We start from the raw sequence: 16690 nt of genomic DNA, 5'->3' as shown, positions 1-16690 counted from the left end.
GAGTCACCATCCTGGCACTTTTTTGCCTGGCTGACTACTCTTCGTCGTCACCATCAACGTGCGCACGAATAAGCGCCATAAACTCTTTGCCGAATCGCTCAAGTTTACGCATCCCTACGCCATTGACGCTCAGCATTTCGCTCGGTGAAACTGGCATCTGTTCCGCCATTTCAATCAGCGTGGCATCGTTGAAGACCACATACGGTGGAATATTCTCTTCATCTGCAATGGCTTTGCGCAGCTTACGCAATTTGGCAAACAGCTTGCGATCGTAGTTGCCGCCAAAGGATTTCTGCATCGCACGCGGTTTTAGCGCCACAATACGCGGCACGGCAAGCTGTAGCGGGACATCGCCGCGCAGTACCGGACGCGCCGCTTCGGTTAACTGTAACGCGGAGTGATGGGCAATATTCTGCGTGACCAGGCCAAGATGGATCAACTGGCGGATCACGCTCACCCAGTGCTCGTGGCTCTGCTCACGTCCAATACCGTAGACTGGCAGTTTGTCATGAGCCAGCTCACGAATACGCTGGTTATTTGCTCCGCGCAGCACTTCGACGACATAGCCCATCCCAAAACGTTGGTTAACGCGATATATCGTCGACAGCGCTTTACGCGCATCCATTAAACCATCGTACTGTTTCGGCGGATCGAGACAAATATCGCAGTTGCCGCACGGCTCCTGACGCCCTTCGCCAAAATAATTCAGCAGGACCAGACGACGGCAGGTTTGCGCCTCGGCAAACGCCCCCATCGCATTCAGCTTATGTCGCTCAATATCAAGCAATTGCCCGGCGGGTTTCTCTTCAAGGCAGCGGCGTAACCACGCCATATCGGCTGGATCATAAAACAGCATCGCTTCTGCAGGCAGGCCATCACGCCCGGCGCGCCCCGTTTCCTGGTAATACGACTCGATGTTACGTGGGATATCAAAGTGCACCACAAAGCGTACGTTAGGTTTATTAATTCCCATACCAAACGCCACGGTTGCCACGACGATTTGCAGGTCATCGCGCTGGAATTTCTCCTGCACCTCAGCACGAATGCTGTTTTCCAGCCCGGCATGATAGGCCCCTGCGCTGATCCCACGACTTTGCAGACGTGCGGCGGTATCTTCTACTTTCGCACGGCTATTACAGTAAATAATACCGGACTTGCCGCGCTGTTCTTGCACGTAACGCATCAGTTGATCGAGAGGCTTAAACTTCTCCATCAGCATGTAGCGAATGTTCGGTCGGTCAAAGCTGCTGATCTGAATTAATGGATCGTTCAGCCCCAGCAGACGAACAATATCCAGTCGGGTTGTTTCATCAGCGGTTGCCGTCAGTGCGACAAACGGCAGAGCAGGAAAACGTTGACGCAGCTGGCCCAGTGCGGCGTATTCCGGACGAAAATCATGCCCCCACTGAGAAATACAGTGCGCTTCATCAACAGCCAGCAGTACCGGATTCCAGTGCGCCAGATGCTCAAGAAAGTTATCCAGCATCAGACGTTCGGGCGCAATGTATAGCAAGCGGATTTGCCCGCTGCGGCAACCGTCCATCACCTCAAGCTGCTGCTCGCGACTCTGGGTGGAGTTCAGACACGCAGCCGCTACGCCATTTGCCAGCAGTTGATCAACCTGGTCTTTCATCAGGGAAATCAGCGGTGAAACGACAACGGTTAGCCCGTTCAGCAATAATGCGGGAATTTGATAGCAGAGGGATTTACCGCCACCGGTCGGCATGACGACCAGGCAGTCGCGGCCAGAGAGCACGGTGTCGATGATTTCTTCCTGACCAGGGCGAAACTGTTGGTAGCCAAAGGTTTCCTGTAAAACCTGTTTAGCGCCCATTTCCAGATTCAACACTTCCGCCTGCGCCACATTAACCCCATTAGCTATAAATAAAAACAGGCGCTATTTTCAGCGCCTGAGAGAGAAACTGCAATGTTTAAAACACAATCATTGCGCAGATCAGAAAATGTCATTGAGCATTACGCCCACACCCACGCGCGTCTGATTAAAGTTGTAGTCGATCAACGATTCGCCATAGCCACTGTAGACCTGGGTATAAAGACGAACATGCTTCGTGATGGGGTAACTTAAACCCAGCTCCGCGCCGCCATAGCCCGTATTCCAGTTGTACTGACCTTTGGCGCTTAACACGGCATCCCCCAGGTGATAACCAATTTTGAGCTGATAGTAACCCATGTATTTGGTGATATCGGGGTTGTCATCTGTGCTACCGATGACGTACCACGGTTTCACTTCCACCAGCCAGTTACCCTGTTCTGCCATCAGGCGGGTATACAGGCGGTTCCAGCTACGCGAGGTCGGATCGGAACGACCGTTAGAGTCATGGTTGTAACCCATTTCGACATCACGCAGCGTCCAGCCAGCAAAGCGATAGTCGGTGGCAAAACCGAGGAAAAGTTGCGGCTCGTAGTTGGTTTCGCGAAACGGTGAGGACTCTTCACTATTGGAAAGCTGCCACCATGATTTCTGGGTATAGGAGCCACCGAGCACAGAGTTCGGGCCTAAAATCCCGCGCCAGAGCGGAAACGCCAGGCTCAGCTGGAACTTAACCTCATCTTTACGCGCATTATCAGACCAGCTATAGCTACTGATAGCCTCTTTATTCATGTCGCTGGTATTGGTGTAGATGAGATAGTTGGTGTCATAAGGGTAAAGCGTGAAGGGGTTATCATGCTCCTGCAGCATATTGGCGATAACACTGCCGCGCACCGCTGGTGCATCATGAATCTCTTTCACTGTCGCTTCCTGCGCATACGCGGTCAACGGCAGCATGACTGCTGGTAATAACCAACCCAGAATCGCCCGCATTTTTAGTGTTCTCCAGACCAAATATTGATGAATTGTATAATTATCTGGCAAGTATTCTACATACTTAGCTGGCTTCTCGTTAGTTATCCCGTCTTAAAGTAGAAAACAACAAATAATAAGCATAATATCAACATTTCATTAACCAACGGGGTGTCAGGATCGTATGTCTGCCGTACTTACTGCTGAGCAAGCGCTGAAATTAGTGGGTGAAATGTTTGTCTACCATATGCCGTTTAACCGGGCTCTGGGGCTGGAACTGGAACGCTATGAAAAAGAGTTTGCGCAATTAGCGTTTAATAACCAACCCATGATGGTCGGCAACTGGGCGCAAAGTATCCTGCATGGAGGCGTAATCGCCTCAGCATTGGACGTTGCCGCCGGACTGGTATGCGTTGGCAGTACGCTGACCCGCCACGAAACCATCAGCGAGGACGAACTGCGCCAACGGATGTCTCGTATGGGGACTATCGATCTACGTGTTGATTACCTGCGCCCGGGCAGGGGCAATCGCTTCACGGCGACCAGTAGTCTGCTGAGAGCGGGCAACAAAGTTGCTGTTGCTCGTGTGGAACTGCATAACGAGGAACAACTTTATATCGCCAGCGCAACCGCCACTTATATGGTGGGGTAAGCGCGTAAAAACAGGTAAACTGCTGTTACATTTCTGAACCGAGTTTTCCCGATGGATGCTAAACAAACGCGGCAGGGCGTGTTACTCGCTCTTGCTGCCTATTTTATTTGGGGCATCGCACCCGCGTACTTCAAGCTGATTTACTATGTCCCCGCCGACGAAATCCTGACGCACCGCGTCATCTGGCCGTTTTTCTTTATGGTGGTGTTGATGAGCGTCAGCCGCCAATGGTCGGGCATCAAAACGCTGCTGCAAACGCCAAAGAAGATTTTCCTGCTGGCGCTATCAGCGGTGCTCATCGGCGGAAACTGGCTGCTTTTTATCTGGGCGGTCAATAACCACCATATGCTGGAAGCGAGCCTGGGCTATTTTATTAACCCGCTGGTAAATATTGTGCTGGGGATGATTTTCCTCGGCGAGCGCTTTCGCCGCATGCAGTGGCTGGCCGTACTGTTAGCCGCCTGCGGTGTACTGGTACAACTGTGGACATTCGGTTCACTGCCCATCATTGCGCTGGGGCTGGCTTTCAGCTTTGCTTTTTATGGTCTGGTACGTAAGAAGATTGCCGTCGAGGCGCAAACTGGCATGCTGATCGAAACCCTGTGGTTATTACCCGTTGCGGCAATTTATCTGTTTGGTATTGCAGATAGTCCAACCAGCCACATGGCTCAGAACCCTATGTCGCTAAATCTGCTGCTGATTGCTGCGGGGATCGTAACTACTATTCCCCTGCTCTGTTTTACCGGCGCAGCCACGCGTCTGCGTCTGTCCACGCTGGGCTTTTTCCAGTACATCGGCCCAACGCTGATGTTCCTGCTGGCAGTGACATTCTACGGCGAGGTTCCGGGTGCGGATAAAATGGTAACGTTCGCCTTTATCTGGGTAGCATTGGCGATTTTTGTTGCGGATGCGATTTACACCCAGCACAGGACGCGTAAAGGGCTTTAATATCGTTTACCTGATGGCGCGAGCTTATCTGGTCTACAGATTACGTAGGCCGGGAAAAGCTAAGTCGCCATCAGGCATAAAAATTACAACCAGTTCTTGCGCTTAAAGTACAGATATGGCGCCAGCCCTGCGAGCATCATAAAGACAATCGCCCCTGGGTAACCAAAACTCCAGTGCAGCTCAGGCATAAACTCAAAGTTCATCCCGTAGCTTGAAGCCACCAGTGTTGGCGGCAGGAATACCACAGATACCACCGAGAAGATCTTGATGATACGGTTCTGCTCGATATTGATAAAGCCCATCGCCGCCTGCATCAGGAAGTTAACTTTCTGAAACAGTGATTCGTTGTGCGGCAGCAGGGATTCGATATCTCGCAGGATCTCACGCGCCTGCTCCAACTGACCGCCTGGCAGACGCGCCTTGCGCACAAGGAAGTTCAATGCGCGCTGGGTATCCATCAGACACAGGCGAACTTTCCAGCCGATATCTTCCAGTTCCGCCAGCGTAGAGAGCGCCTCGTCATATTCATCGCCCTGACGTCCTTCCATAATCACGCGACTGAGCTTTTCCAGATCGCTGTAGATGTTTTCTATTTCATCTGCCAGTTGTTCGATTTTGGTTTCGAACAGGTCGAGCAACAGCTCGTAAGCGTTGCCATCTACCATCGCCTGGCTTCGCGCACGCATACGGTACAAACGGAATGCCGGCAGTTCGCGCTCACGCAGGGTAAACAGGCGCCCTTCGCGAATGGTAAATGCGACAGTTGAGTTGCCCGCGTGATCGTCGGCATCTTCATAGAAGAAGAAGGAGTGAATATGCAGACCGTCTTCGTCTTCGAAAAAACGTGCGGATGCTTCGATGTCTTCCAGTTCAGGGCGCGTAGCCAGATTCTGGCCCAAGTCCTTTTGCACACGGTTTCGTTCTTCGTCATCCGGCTCGACTAAATCGACCCAAACCGAACTGGCCAGGTGCTCGATCTCGTCTGCCTCAAGGCGAGTTAAACGATTGTTTTCCAGTTGAAATGCGCTCAGCATGACCGGGACTCCCAATGCAAAAAATTATCGGACAGTTCGGTGGGCACACAGAAACAAATTGGGTTTCAGACCATTAAACAGCCTGACTCAGCGCGACGGGAAAAAACAGAAGGTCGCTGACAACCGCGAAGGCTATCAGCAAAAAGGGATAGCCTTAGGAGTTGATCCTGGATGACAGGATAATGAGCCAGTATCTACTGGGTGTGTCCAAGGCGAATGTCCTCTTAGCGTAATCGTGCGCGCATGTTACGCCAGCAAAATTTTGACGTCAACACGCAACAGATGGCGAAAAAGTAATAATTTCCCCTCATGCACCAAGGTTAGCAGAATAAGGGTATTTATCTATGATTTCAGAAGATTAAGCGACAGATTGCCGGATAGCGGCTGCATCCTATCCGGCCTACAAATCAGAGCGTTAGCACCTTCACACCGTTTCCAGCCTTGCGTAGGCGGCTACCAGCCATTTTATCCCCTGGCCCTGGAATGCAACCTGCAAACGGCTATGTTCGCCACTCCCTTCCAGATTGACAATAGTACCTTCGCCGAACTTCGCATGCCGAACACGCTGTCCCAGCTTGTAGCCGGTGTCATTTTCCGCCATCGGAGTGCCCATCCGTTGATGGCTCACAGGGCGGCTGACCGTTGCACGTAAACGAACTTCTTCCACGCACGCTTCGGGTAATTCACCAATAAAGCGCGATGGTCGGTGGTAAACCTCTTTACCGTACAGACGGCGCGTTTCCGCATAGGTCAGCGTCAGTTTCTGCATAGCGCGGGTGACGCCAACGTAGGCCAGACGACGTTCCTCTTCAAGTCGTCCACCTTCGTCGAGTGACATCTGGCTGGGGAACATACCCTCTTCCATACCGACGATAAACACCTGCGGGAACTCGAGGCCTTTTGCCGAGTGCAAAGTCATCAGTTGTACCGCGTCCTGCCAGGTATCCGCCTGCCCTTCACCAGCTTCCAGCGCCGCATGGGAGAGGAATGCCTGCAATGGCATTAAATCTTCATCTTCTTCGTTGTAGCTGAACTGGCGCGTTGCCGTCACCAGTTCGTCTAAGTTTTCGATACGCGTCTGGCCCTTCTCGCCTTTTTCCTGCTCGTACATCATGCGCAGACCGGAGTCTTTTACCACCCTGTCGGTCTGCACGTGCAGCGGCATATCGGCCGTTTCCTGGGCCAGCGCGTCAATCAGCTCCATAAAGCGCTGCAATGCGCTGGCGGCTCTACCGGCCAGGGCTTTCTCCTGCAACAGTTCACGACACGCTTGCCACAGCGTCAGTTGGCGGTCACGCGACGTCTGGCGCACCACATCTAAGGTACGATCACCAATACCACGCGTGGGCGTATTTACCACACGTTCAAAGGCCGCATCGTCGTTACGGTTAGCGATCAGGCGCAGGTAAGAGAGTGCATCTTTGATTTCCTGGCGCTCGAAGAAGCGCATACCACCGTAAATACGGTACGGCATACTGGCCTGTAATAAAGCCTCTTCAAGCACACGCGACTGGGCGTTACTACGGTACAGAATGGCGCACTGTTCCAGCGCACCGCCGTTGTCCTGCCAGGTCTTGATACGGTTAACCACAAAGCGCGCTTCATCGAGTTCGTTGAACGCACAGTAAAGCGAAATCGGTTCACCATCGACACCGTCAGTCCACAGTTTCTTGCCCAGACGCCCGTTGTTATTCTCAATCAGGGCGTTGGCAGCGCTGAGGATATTATTGGTCGAACGGTAGTTCTGCTCCAGGCGAATAGTCTCTGCACCAGGGAAGTCGGTGAGGAAGCGCTGGATATTTTCCACCTGTGCTCCGCGCCAGCCGTAAATCGACTGGTCGTCATCACCGACGATCATCACCTTACCGGTATCACCTGCCAGCAAGCGGATCCACGCGTACTGGATATTGTTGGTATCCTGGAATTCATCCACCAGGATGTTGGTAAAGCGTTCACGATAGTGCTGCAGGATGTGTGGTTTGTTGAGCCACAGTTCGTGGGCGCGCAGCAGCAGCTCAGCGAAATCCACCAACCCCGCACGGTCACACGCTTCCTGGTAAGCCTGATAGACTTTCTGCCAGGTTTGTTCAACCGGATTGCCGTAGCTCTGTAAATGGTGCGGACGCAGGCCTTCATCTTTCTGGCTGTTGATAAACCACATTGCCTGACGCGGTGGCCACTGCTTCTCATCAAGGTTCATCGCTTTAATAAGACGCTTAAGCAGACGCAGTTGGTCTTCGCTGTCGAGGATCTGAAAATCCTGCGGCAGATTAGCGTCCATATGGTGTGCGCGCAGCAAACGATGCGCCAGACCATGGAAAGTCCCCACCCACATACCGCCCTGACTGGTCCCCATAATCTGACCAATACGATGGCGCATTTCCGCCGCGGCCTTATTGGTAAAGGTCACAGCCATAATGGAGTACGGTGAGTTATTCTCTACGGTCAACAGCCAGGCGATGCGGTGCACCAGCACGCGGGTCTTACCACTCCCCGCCCCCGCCAATACCAGCATATTGCTGCGTGGCGCGGCCACCGCTTCGCGCTGTTTATCATTGAGGCTGTCGAGCAGGTAAGAAACGTCCATTGGCACCGCCGCGTAAAAGTATGTAGGGCGGATAAGCGCAACGCCATCCGCCAAAAAGCTGGGTATATATACAGAGTTCTGTTGGTGATTATATCAGCGAGGTCAGAGATGCCAACCGTGAAATTTCGATATGCGGCAGTAAACGACTGTCAGATGTTTGCATCAGGTCGGCATTTTCCGGTTTGATCCAACAAGCCTGCATACCACAGCGAATCGCGCCAGCGACGTCTGTTGTCAGGTCGTCGCCCACATGAAGTATTTCACCAATTGGCATATTCAGTTTTTCCGCCGCCAGTGAGTACATGTCGCTGAACGGTTTGGATCGTCCATCCGGTCCGGCACGCAGCACAAACTCAAAGTAATCGCCCAGACCAAACAGTTCCGGCTGCGCATTACCGTTGGTAATAGCAACCAGTGGCCACTTGCGGGCCAGAGCCTTCAATGTGTCATGTGTAGACTGCGGGACGTCGATGCGGCTGCGCCATTTCGCGAAATTCATCATCGCGGCGTTCGCCCCCATTTTTGCCTCTGCCGCCGACAGGCCAGCCTCCAGCATGGCACGCTCTACAGCACGATGGCGCCACTGGGTAACATCATGGTAGATCTCCGGTTCGGCGTCGCGTACAGCCTGACGCAGACGCTGTAGATCGCTATTTTTTAGCGTACTCAGCGCCGGGTGATAATTTTGTACAAAGGCAAGCGCTTCCTGCTCGGTGCGCAGGATCACGGGACGGTTATCGTAAAGGGTATCATCAAGGTCAAAGGTGAGCGCAGAAATGCGCCCCAACGGCCGGTAAAAACGCATTATTTCCCCCGTTTGGCGCGCGGATGCGCCGCATCGTACACTGAAGCCAGGTGTTGAAAATCAAGATGGGTGTAGATTTGGGTGGTAGAAAGGTTGGCATGTCCCAACAGCTCTTGTACACCGCGCAGGTCGCCACTCGACTCCAGCATATGTGTCGCAAATGAGTGGCGTAATTTATGTGGATGCACGTGGCTGTTTAGCCCCTGCTTAATACCCCATTCAGCAAAACGCTTCTGCACGTTACGCGCCGAGATGCGTTTACCCAGTTTTGACAGGAAAAGAGCATCGTCATCACCACCAAACAATCCACGCAGATCCAGCCAGTGTTCAATCCACGCCACCGCGTTGCGACCAATGGGCAGACGGCGTTCTTTGCTACCTTTTCCCATCACCCAGACTTCGCCTGTGTCGAGATCGAGATGTTTAATATCCAGCCCAACCAGTTCTGATAGACGCAATCCTGCGCCGTACATAACCTCCAGCATCGCCCGGTCACGAACGGCGAGGGGATCGTTGAGATCGATATCCAGCAGACGGTTAACGTCATCCACATCAATATTTTTTGGCAGATGACGCGGTGCTTTCGGTGCGGATACACCTTTTGCCGGGTTGGCTTTCAGCTCTCCCTGATTGACCAGCCAGTCAAAGAAACTGCGCAACGCAGAGAGGCGCAATGCCAGGCTCGCAGGTCCCAAACCTTTGCGCCGGCTACGCACGGCAAAACTACGAACCATCGCAGCATCACATTGTTGCCAGCTTTGCAGGCCGGTTTCTCCGGCTAACGCGATGATGGCATCAAGCTGACGCTGATAATTGAGTAGCGTTATCGGGCTAAGTTGACGCTCAACGCCCAGATAGCGTAAGAAGCGTGCAACGTCCTGAGAAAGCGGTGAGTCGGTCATACGCGTTCAATCCAGCGCTCCAGCAGCTCCGGCAACATCAGCGAAATTTCCTGTAATAGCTGCGTTCCCTGCCCTTGCTGGTAATGATTGGCATCACGACTGCTAAACAGCATGACACCAAGAGAGCCATCCTGCCCCAGCAGCGACATGGCCACAGAACCGATAGCTTTCGCTTCCGGCATCATGACCAGCAGTTCCGGGCCGTGAAGTGGGCCAAGGTAATGCTGCGACTGACCCAGACGCTGAATACGCAACGGTTCGAACGCCTGACGACTTAATGCCAGATGGGTGAATTTCGACGGTGCGCCGAGTCGCCAGCGATCCGGAAACAAGCGAACCGTAGCGCCAGCCAGCCCCAGGTCTCGCGCCCAGCGATGCAATCGCATCAGCATATCGTCGAGACTGTTGGCTGCCACCAGGCGCCCTTGCAGATTTAACAGACGATAGAACAGACTTTCGTTGGCGTTTGCTTGTTCCATCAATAACGCCATGTTCTCTTCAAGCACGTTGATGTGATTACGCGCCCTTGCCATATGCCATTCAACTAAAGAGATCGTGCCTCGCACCGGGTGCGGGACACGCATCGCTTCAACTGCCTGGGCATTACGGATAAAAAACTCAGGATTACGTTGTAGATAATCGACGACCGCCCGATCGTCCAGATCCATGAGCGTTTCCTGTAGTTCTTCCCCTGGTTGCTTCATAAGTGAATAAATCCGTCGTAGACATGTGCCGCCGGGCCAGTCATATACAACGGATGACCCGGACCTTTCCAGGCGATATCAAGTCGACCACCCGGTAATTCCACGCGCACTTCTTCTGCCAGCAGGCCCTGCTGAATACCAACAGCAACAGCTGCGCACGCGCCGCTGCCGCAGGCTTGTGTTTCACCCGCCCCGCGTTCATAGACGCGCAGTCGGATATGCTCGCGTTTCACTACTTGCATAAACCCGATATTTGCGCGTTCAGGAAAGCGTTCATGGCTTTCCAGAACTGGCCCCAGCGTTTCCACCGTGGCAGTTTCAACATCATCAACCTGAATCACGCAATGCGGGTTACCCATTGAGACTACGCCGCACAATACTGTCTGCTCAGCCACTCGCATAATATAGGTCTTCTCTGCTTTATTGGCGCGAAAAGGGACCTGCGAAGGTTCAAAGTTGGGTTCTCCCATATTCACCCGCACCAGCTCGTCGTCCGTTACGCTCAATACCATGCGACCATTGGCAGTGCTGACTCGAATATCACGTTTGTTCGTTAGCCCTTTCAGGCGAACAAACCGGGCAAAGCAACGAGCGCCATTACCACACTGTGACACTTCACTGCCGTCGGCATTGAAGATACGGTAATGGAAATCCAGCTCCGGATCATACGGAGGCTCAACCACCAGCAGTTGATCAAACCCAACGCCAAGATGCCTGTCTGCCAGGCGGCGGATCAGCTCCGGTGAGAAAAAGACATTCTGCGTTACCGCGTCGACGACCATAAAATCGTTGCCAAGGCCATGCATTTTAGAGAATTGCATTGTTCACTCCGTTTACGCGGGTACAGAGACTTACCGTCAGTAATTCACCTGAGAAGGGCCATCTCCCGTTGCCCGATCGTTTTTCTCGGGCACCGTGGATTGCGTTTGTGGCTCAATGCTCTTTGTCGGAGGCGGCGCGGTTTTATCTGCTGGCGGAAAATAGAGTGGACCTTTCAGACCACAGCCCGTCAGGCTGAACAGAGTAAAAAGTACAGCGAGTGCCTGAAACACGTTTTTCATTATGGATTGCCTGTAAGTTCATACTTTCTGTTTTCTATCATCGCAGGAGAAGGCGTAAAAGCAAGAGTTTGCCTGCAAACTGCAACGTGATTTATTTCGCGTTATACTGCGACCATCACGAAAAACAGGATAAAAAAATGAACGACAGTGAATTTCATCGCCTTGCCGACACCCTGTGGATGGCTATTGAAGAGCGTCTGGATGACTGGGATGGCGACAGCGATATTGATTGTGAGATCAACGGCGGCGTATTGACCATCAGTTTTGAAAACGGCAGCAAAATTATCATTAACCGTCAGGAGCCGCTGCATCAGGTATGGCTGGCAACTAAACAAGGCGGCTACCATTTTGATCTGAAGGGTGATGAGTGGATTTGCGATCGTAGCGGCGAAACGTTCTGGGATCTGCTGGAACAGGCAGCAACGCTGCAGGCAGGTGAAGACGTTCGGTTCCGTTAATGTCTTTTTGCCGGATAGGAGCCTCTCCTTATCCGGCTTACAAGCAGCGCTGTGCATCCAGGCCCGGCAAGCATAGCGCCTCCGGGTAAGCGCAATTACGAGAAATACTGCTGCAACATCGGTGTGTCGTTATCCTGATTAGCCGGAGGAATAGGGTTAATCGGCTGAGTACGGAACGGGATTACCTGCGCGCGCCCGTCGGTATTCACGATCTGATAAAACTGCGGCAGGTTAAAGTTGATAAAGCTGGAGCCGTAGGTAAAGCGATCGTGCGACGATGAATAGAAGCGACTGACATCACGTACCAGCTCCTCTTTGCTGCCTTCGCAGTGGTGATACACTTCAACCCGGTTACTTTCATCCAGAATATAAATATTAAAGCCCTGTTCATCGCCCGTTTCTTCAAAAAAGAACTGAATGATCCCTTCACTGGCAAAACCATCCACCACAGACGGCAATTTCACATGGTTAGTCTCAACCTGTACGGAAAGACCGTGCAGTTTGTTGTGCGAAATCGCGCCATAAAACTCAATGGCGTTTTCCAGTTTCTGTACTGATACGTTCAGGCGTTCGAAGAACAGTCCCCACGTCTGACCGGAAACGCGCAGCGCTTTGAAGCGTCCGGTTTCATGGCGCGTACTGGAAAGGCGCAGTTCAATGCATTCAGACACCAGTTGCTGGACGCGGGTACGGATCAGGCCACGCAGATGCTGACTGTAGCAGAAGACTTCAACACTATCTGGCGGCGCCGCGTCCTGGTGCATTTTGCCCAAAATCGTTTTTAACGCTTCAATCATCGCCTGCTCGCCGTTGAAGTGCAGCGTACGCACTTCGTTCCACGAGTTGCGGTATAGCAGATCTACACTACCCACCAGACAATTTTGTTCTTCGCCAAAGCTGAAGACATCCAGCTTACGAAAATCAAAATGCACGACCTGATTACGGAACGCTGCTGTCGGGTCGTATTCAAGGTTAACGATAATCGCCAGATGGCGAATTTCGCACGGGCTATAGAGCGCTTTTGGTGTGGGCGCAGGTAAACGCAGCGGGAAGTGGTGCGACACATCAGCCACCATCTCCTGCAGCTTCGGCAAATCGACAATGCCGTTACCCTTAATAAACAGATGCGTACGCGACGTCAGAAGACCGTTAAACCACGCCCACGCCACCAGCTTGTTCAGGTAGCGGTTATATTCAAGCGGCTGATGGCTGACGATGGAATCCATATTGGGCGCACGGTTGTAGAGATACCAACCTGAACGGTTGGCACGCCCAGGCGGCACATGGATAAAGGTCAGATTCGGTTCCGAGAGATCCGGTGAGATCTGTGGGTTCACCAGCGTCACTTTACCCGGCAGGGCTTCGAACGCAGCATACAACTTACGGGTCAGTACGCCGATATCCTGCGGGCTGGCGCTGACGCTAAGGTTATTGCGGCGCGCAAAGCGGATCAGATTACGATAGCTCTGCATCATCGCGTCGAGCAGTTCGTTATGTGCCTCGCGCACCTGGTCAATCTTCCAGTTGGCGCGGTTATCAAGCATCGTCAGACGGGCGTCATCCCACCCCCACTCTTGCACCAACTGACTTAACACTTCACGACGCCAGCCAACGCACGCGCGCTCGCGGCTCAGTTTCTCGCAGACTTTTAAGTAGAAACATCGACGCACTAAATCCAGACGAGTCGGATCTTCAATCGCCGTGAGGTATTCGGTGACGCGCTCCAGCATCATGCAATACGGATCAAGACCAAAAGAAACGATTTCGCCGTCGTGCAGGCGCTGTTTAATGTCTTTCGCCAACAGGCGTGGGTTCGGGTATTCCCAGGAATAAGCTTCCAGCAGCAGCGTTTTCAACACCGCTTTGTACGGGGAGTCGATACTCTTGTACAACTGCCAGAGGCTGGCACCAAAGTACTCTTCAGCAGAGAGCGAGCTGAGTCCGCCCAGATCCAGCCATTCGTTTGGTGTTAACACCCCCTGCGCGTAGAGCGTCATGACGTAATCGTCGTAATGCTCTTCTTCATCGCCCGGCACCATATTCCACAGAATACGTTTGCCCGCAAGGCGCACGGCGGTGCGATAGAATTCATCAAGCAACAGAATATGCTGCGTCGAGCCACAGTCTTCACCACCCAGACTGCCGCTTTCATTGTGACGGAAACGGTTTTCATCAATCAGGAAGAAACTGACTTCCACGCCCAGCGAGGCAGCCCAGCTTTCTAACAGGCTACATTTACGCTGCAGCAACTGACGCTCTTCGCTATCCAGCCAGGATTGATGGCAGACCCAAATATCCAGGTCAGAGGAACAACTTTGCCCTACTGAAGAGGTACTGCCCATCGAGTAAACGCCGGTAATAGGCAGTTCGCCCTTGGGAGGGTCCTGCGGTGACATACCACGGTACAGTTCTAGTTCATTCAGGTAGTGGCGTTGGGTTTCATCAGGCGTGTAAAAGCATATGCCTTTGGGAACGTTACCATCGAGGTAACCCGGCATCAGCGGATGGTGGTAGTGCAATAATGTCGGCAGCAGACTGTATACCTGCTGGAAGGCAGGTCCCATGGCAGCAAGCGCGCGATCCACACGCAGTTGATTTATGGCATCCAGTCTCTGTTTCAGAGTCTCAATATAGAGGTACAAGACGTATCGCCTGATGTTGCTATCCGTCATGTTGTCGATCGTTGCGGCATATACGCCCGCAAATAATCTTCATCCATTCGGATAAACCGTATGTCAAAAATAACCGTTACCTTTTTTTCGCCCCTCTTTTTTTATGGAGTACAGCCGAAAAAATGGTCTAAAACGTGATCAATTTAACACCTTGCTCATTGACCGTAAAGAAAGATGCGCTACATACAAGTGTAGCACCGTTCGTTACGTGTAAATTCCTTCATACGGTCGGGAGGTTTCTCGTCATTAATCACTGCCAGTGATGATGCAGCGCCTTTTTCCTCTCACTAACGTTTGAGCGTAACGCTGACATCCCTTTGATAAGGATGTTAGGATGGTCAATGATTGATAATGACGGTAACAAGCATGTTAGACAATGTTTTGAGAATTGCCACACGCCAAAGCCCCCTTGCGCTCTGGCAGGCACATTATGTCAAAGACGCCTTAATGGCAAACCACCCCGGTCTGATCGTAGAACTGGTACCTATGGTGACCCGTGGCGATGTGATTCTGGATACTCCACTGGCAAAAGTGGGGGGTAAAGGTTTGTTTGTTAAAGAGTTGGAAGTCGCGCTGCTGGAAAAACGTGCCGATATCGCCGTGCATTCCATGAAGGATGTGCCGGTGGAATTCCCTGAAGGACTCGGACTGGTCACTATTTGCGAACGCGAAGATCCACGCGATGCTTTTGTCTCGAATAAGTACAACACGCTGGATGAACTTCCTGCAGGCAGCATCGTTGGAACATCCAGCTTACGTCGCCAGTGCCAGTTGGCTAAACGTCGCCCGGATCTCGTTATCCGTTCGCTACGCGGCAACGTGGGAACACGCCTGAGCAAACTGGATAACGGCGACTATGATGCGATTATTCTGGCCGTAGCCGGGTTAAAACGCTTAGGGCTGGAGTCGCGGATCCGCACAGCGCTGTCGCCGGAAGTCTCTCTTCCAGCTGTCGGACAGGGCGCAGTAGGCATAGAATGTCGACTCGATGATCTGCGTACTCAAGCACTGTTAGCACCGCTCAACCATGAAGAAACCGCTCTGCGTGTAAAAGCCGAACGCGCAATGAACACCCGCCTGGAAGGGGGTTGTCAGGTGCCCATCGGCAGCTATGCTGAGCTCATTAACGGTGAGATTTGGCTACGTGCGCTGGTCGGTGCTCCTGACGGTTCACAGATGGTTTGCGGGGAACGTCGCGGCACACCAAATAATGCCGAACAAATGGGCATTTCTCTGGCGGAAGAACTGTTGGAAAACGGTGCACGCGCCATTCTGGCTGATGTTTATAACGGAGAAGCACCCGCATGAGTATTCTGGTCACCCGCCCATCTCCCGCAGGGGAAGAGTTAGTGAGCCGTCTGCGCACACAGGGGCAGGTGGCCTGGAGCTTTCCGCTCATTGAGTTTTCGCCAGGCAGGGAACTGGCAACGCTAGCCTCCCGCCTGTCGACACTGACGGAAAACGATCTGGTTTTAGCTCTCTCGCAGCACGCGGTCACTTTTGCTGATGCTCAGCTTCAGCAGCAAGGAGAACGCTGGCCCTCCCTCCCGCGCTATTTTGCCATTGGCCGCACCACGGCATTGGCGCTCCATACCGTTAATGGATGCAATATTCACTATCCTCTGGATCGGGAAATTAGCGAAGTCTTGCTACAATTACCTGAATTACAAAATATTGCGGGAAAAAAAGCGCTTATTTTACGCGGCAACGGCGGTCGGGAGTTGATAGGCGAAACTCTGAAAGCACGTGGGGCCAATGTAGATTTTTGTGAATGTTATCAACGCAGTGCAAAGTATTACGATGGTGCAGAAGAAGCGATGCGATGGCAATCTCGCGGCGTGACGACGGTGGTTGTCACCAGCGGAGAGATGCTACAACAGCTCTGGTCGCTCATTCCGCAGTGGTATCGTGAGCACTGGTTACTACGCAGTCGGCTGCTGGTCGTCAGTGAGCGTCTGGCGCACCTCGCCCGGGAACTGGGCTGGCAAGATATTAAGGTCGCTGATAACGCCGACAACGATGCGCTGCTACGCGCATTACAATAACTCTCATAATGGGATGCCA

General features: G+C 52.6%; 16 protein-coding genes. 5 read left to right on the top strand and 11 right to left on the bottom strand.

The features are described from left to right. Positions 1-34: 34 nt before the first annotated feature. A complete protein-coding gene (gene recQ, locus OH663_RS22015) occupies positions 35-1864 on the bottom strand; it encodes an ATP-dependent DNA helicase RecQ (RefSeq protein ID WP_200013152.1) in 1830 nt (609 codons plus the stop codon). A 90-nt stretch (positions 1865-1954) separates the two neighbouring features. Beyond that, positions 1955-2824, bottom strand: a complete 870-nt coding sequence (gene pldA / locus OH663_RS22010; RefSeq protein WP_045449120.1) for a phospholipase A — start codon at positions 2822-2824, stop codon at positions 1955-1957. Between the two features lie 163 nt (positions 2825-2987). Here pldA and yigI point away from each other — a divergent pair, with 163 nt between their 5' ends. Together yigI and rarD are read left to right on the top strand one after the other, a co-directional pair. Further along, positions 2988-3455, top strand: coding sequence for an acyl-CoA thioesterase YigI (gene yigI / locus OH663_RS22005; protein ID WP_005133301.1), 468 nt, complete (start codon positions 2988-2990; stop codon positions 3453-3455). 51 nt (positions 3456-3506) lie between these two features. Beyond that, a complete protein-coding gene (gene rarD, locus OH663_RS22000) occupies positions 3507-4403 on the top strand; it encodes an EamA family transporter RarD (protein WP_200013150.1) in 897 nt (298 codons plus the stop codon). Between the two features lie 83 nt (positions 4404-4486). Here the strand turns inward: rarD and corA are convergent, their stop codons facing one another. From corA to lptM, 8 genes are all read right to left on the bottom strand, one after another. Beyond that, positions 4487-5437 (bottom strand): magnesium/cobalt transporter CorA, encoded by a 951-nt coding sequence (corA, locus tag OH663_RS21995; RefSeq protein ID WP_045449116.1) that lies wholly within the window; start codon positions 5435-5437, stop codon positions 4487-4489. Between the two features lie 154 nt (positions 5438-5591). Beyond that, the gene (gene ysgD, locus OH663_RS21990) at positions 5592-5648 is read right to left on the bottom strand and encodes a YsgD/CorL family protein (RefSeq protein ID WP_212723238.1); all 57 of its coding nucleotides are present in this window, start codon (positions 5646-5648) and stop codon (positions 5592-5594) included. Between the two features lie 213 nt (positions 5649-5861). Next, on the bottom strand, positions 5862-8024 hold the full coding sequence (gene uvrD / locus OH663_RS21985) for a DNA helicase II (RefSeq protein WP_045449113.1): 2163 nt from the start codon (positions 8022-8024) through the stop codon (positions 5862-5864). 88 nt (positions 8025-8112) lie between these two features. Further along, complete coding sequence (gene yigB, locus OH663_RS21980) at positions 8113-8829, bottom strand: 5-amino-6-(5-phospho-D-ribitylamino)uracil phosphatase YigB (RefSeq protein ID WP_045449112.1); 717 nt, start codon at positions 8827-8829, stop codon at positions 8113-8115. After that, positions 8829-9731 carry a tyrosine recombinase XerC gene (xerC, locus tag OH663_RS21975; protein ID WP_048223287.1) on the bottom strand — a complete coding sequence of 301 codons (903 nt, stop codon included), beginning with the start codon at positions 9729-9731 and terminating at the stop codon, positions 8829-8831. Before xerC ends, yigB begins: the two co-directional genes overlap by 1 nt. Next, positions 9728-10435 carry a DUF484 domain-containing protein gene (locus tag OH663_RS21970; protein WP_045449108.1) on the bottom strand — a complete coding sequence of 236 codons (708 nt, stop codon included), beginning with the start codon at positions 10433-10435 and terminating at the stop codon, positions 9728-9730. Before OH663_RS21970 ends, xerC begins: the two co-directional genes overlap by 4 nt. Then, positions 10432-11256, bottom strand: coding sequence for a diaminopimelate epimerase (gene dapF, locus OH663_RS21965; protein ID WP_045449106.1), 825 nt, complete (start codon positions 11254-11256; stop codon positions 10432-10434). The genes OH663_RS21970 and dapF overlap by 4 nt, the downstream gene beginning before the upstream one ends. A 36-nt stretch (positions 11257-11292) precedes the next feature. Continuing rightward, on the bottom strand, positions 11293-11496 hold the full coding sequence (gene lptM / locus OH663_RS21960; protein WP_045449105.1) for an LPS translocon maturation chaperone LptM: 204 nt from the start codon (positions 11494-11496) through the stop codon (positions 11293-11295). 137 nt (positions 11497-11633) lie between these two features. On the opposite strand from lptM, the gene cyaY reads away from it, so the two are divergent. Then, positions 11634-11954 (top strand): iron donor protein CyaY, encoded by a 321-nt coding sequence (gene cyaY / locus OH663_RS21955; RefSeq protein WP_200013148.1) that lies wholly within the window; start codon positions 11634-11636, stop codon positions 11952-11954. Between the two features lie 95 nt (positions 11955-12049). Here the strand turns inward: cyaY and cyaA are convergent, their stop codons facing one another. Beyond that, the gene (gene cyaA, locus OH663_RS21950; RefSeq protein ID WP_045449103.1) at positions 12050-14596 is read right to left on the bottom strand and encodes a class I adenylate cyclase; all 2547 of its coding nucleotides are present in this window, start codon (positions 14594-14596) and stop codon (positions 12050-12052) included. Positions 14597-14992: 396 nt separating this feature from the next. Here cyaA and hemC point away from each other — a divergent pair, with 396 nt between their 5' ends. Together hemC and hemD are read left to right on the top strand one after the other, a co-directional pair. Beyond that, positions 14993-15934 carry a hydroxymethylbilane synthase gene (gene hemC / locus OH663_RS21945; RefSeq protein WP_045449853.1) on the top strand — a complete coding sequence of 314 codons (942 nt, stop codon included), beginning with the start codon at positions 14993-14995 and terminating at the stop codon, positions 15932-15934. Continuing rightward, positions 15931-16671, top strand: a complete 741-nt coding sequence (hemD, locus tag OH663_RS21940) for a uroporphyrinogen-III synthase (protein ID WP_200013147.1) — start codon at positions 15931-15933, stop codon at positions 16669-16671. Before hemC ends, hemD begins: the two co-directional genes overlap by 4 nt. Positions 16672-16690: the final 19 nt, after the last annotated feature.

The organism is Citrobacter sp. Marseille-Q5395 (assembly GCF_947057495.1).
GTDB classification, from domain to species: Bacteria; Pseudomonadota; Gammaproteobacteria; order Enterobacterales; family Enterobacteriaceae; genus Citrobacter; species Citrobacter murliniae.
The sequence above is the reverse complement of the archived record's forward strand: the minus strand, read 5'-3'. Positions and strand labels throughout refer to the sequence as shown.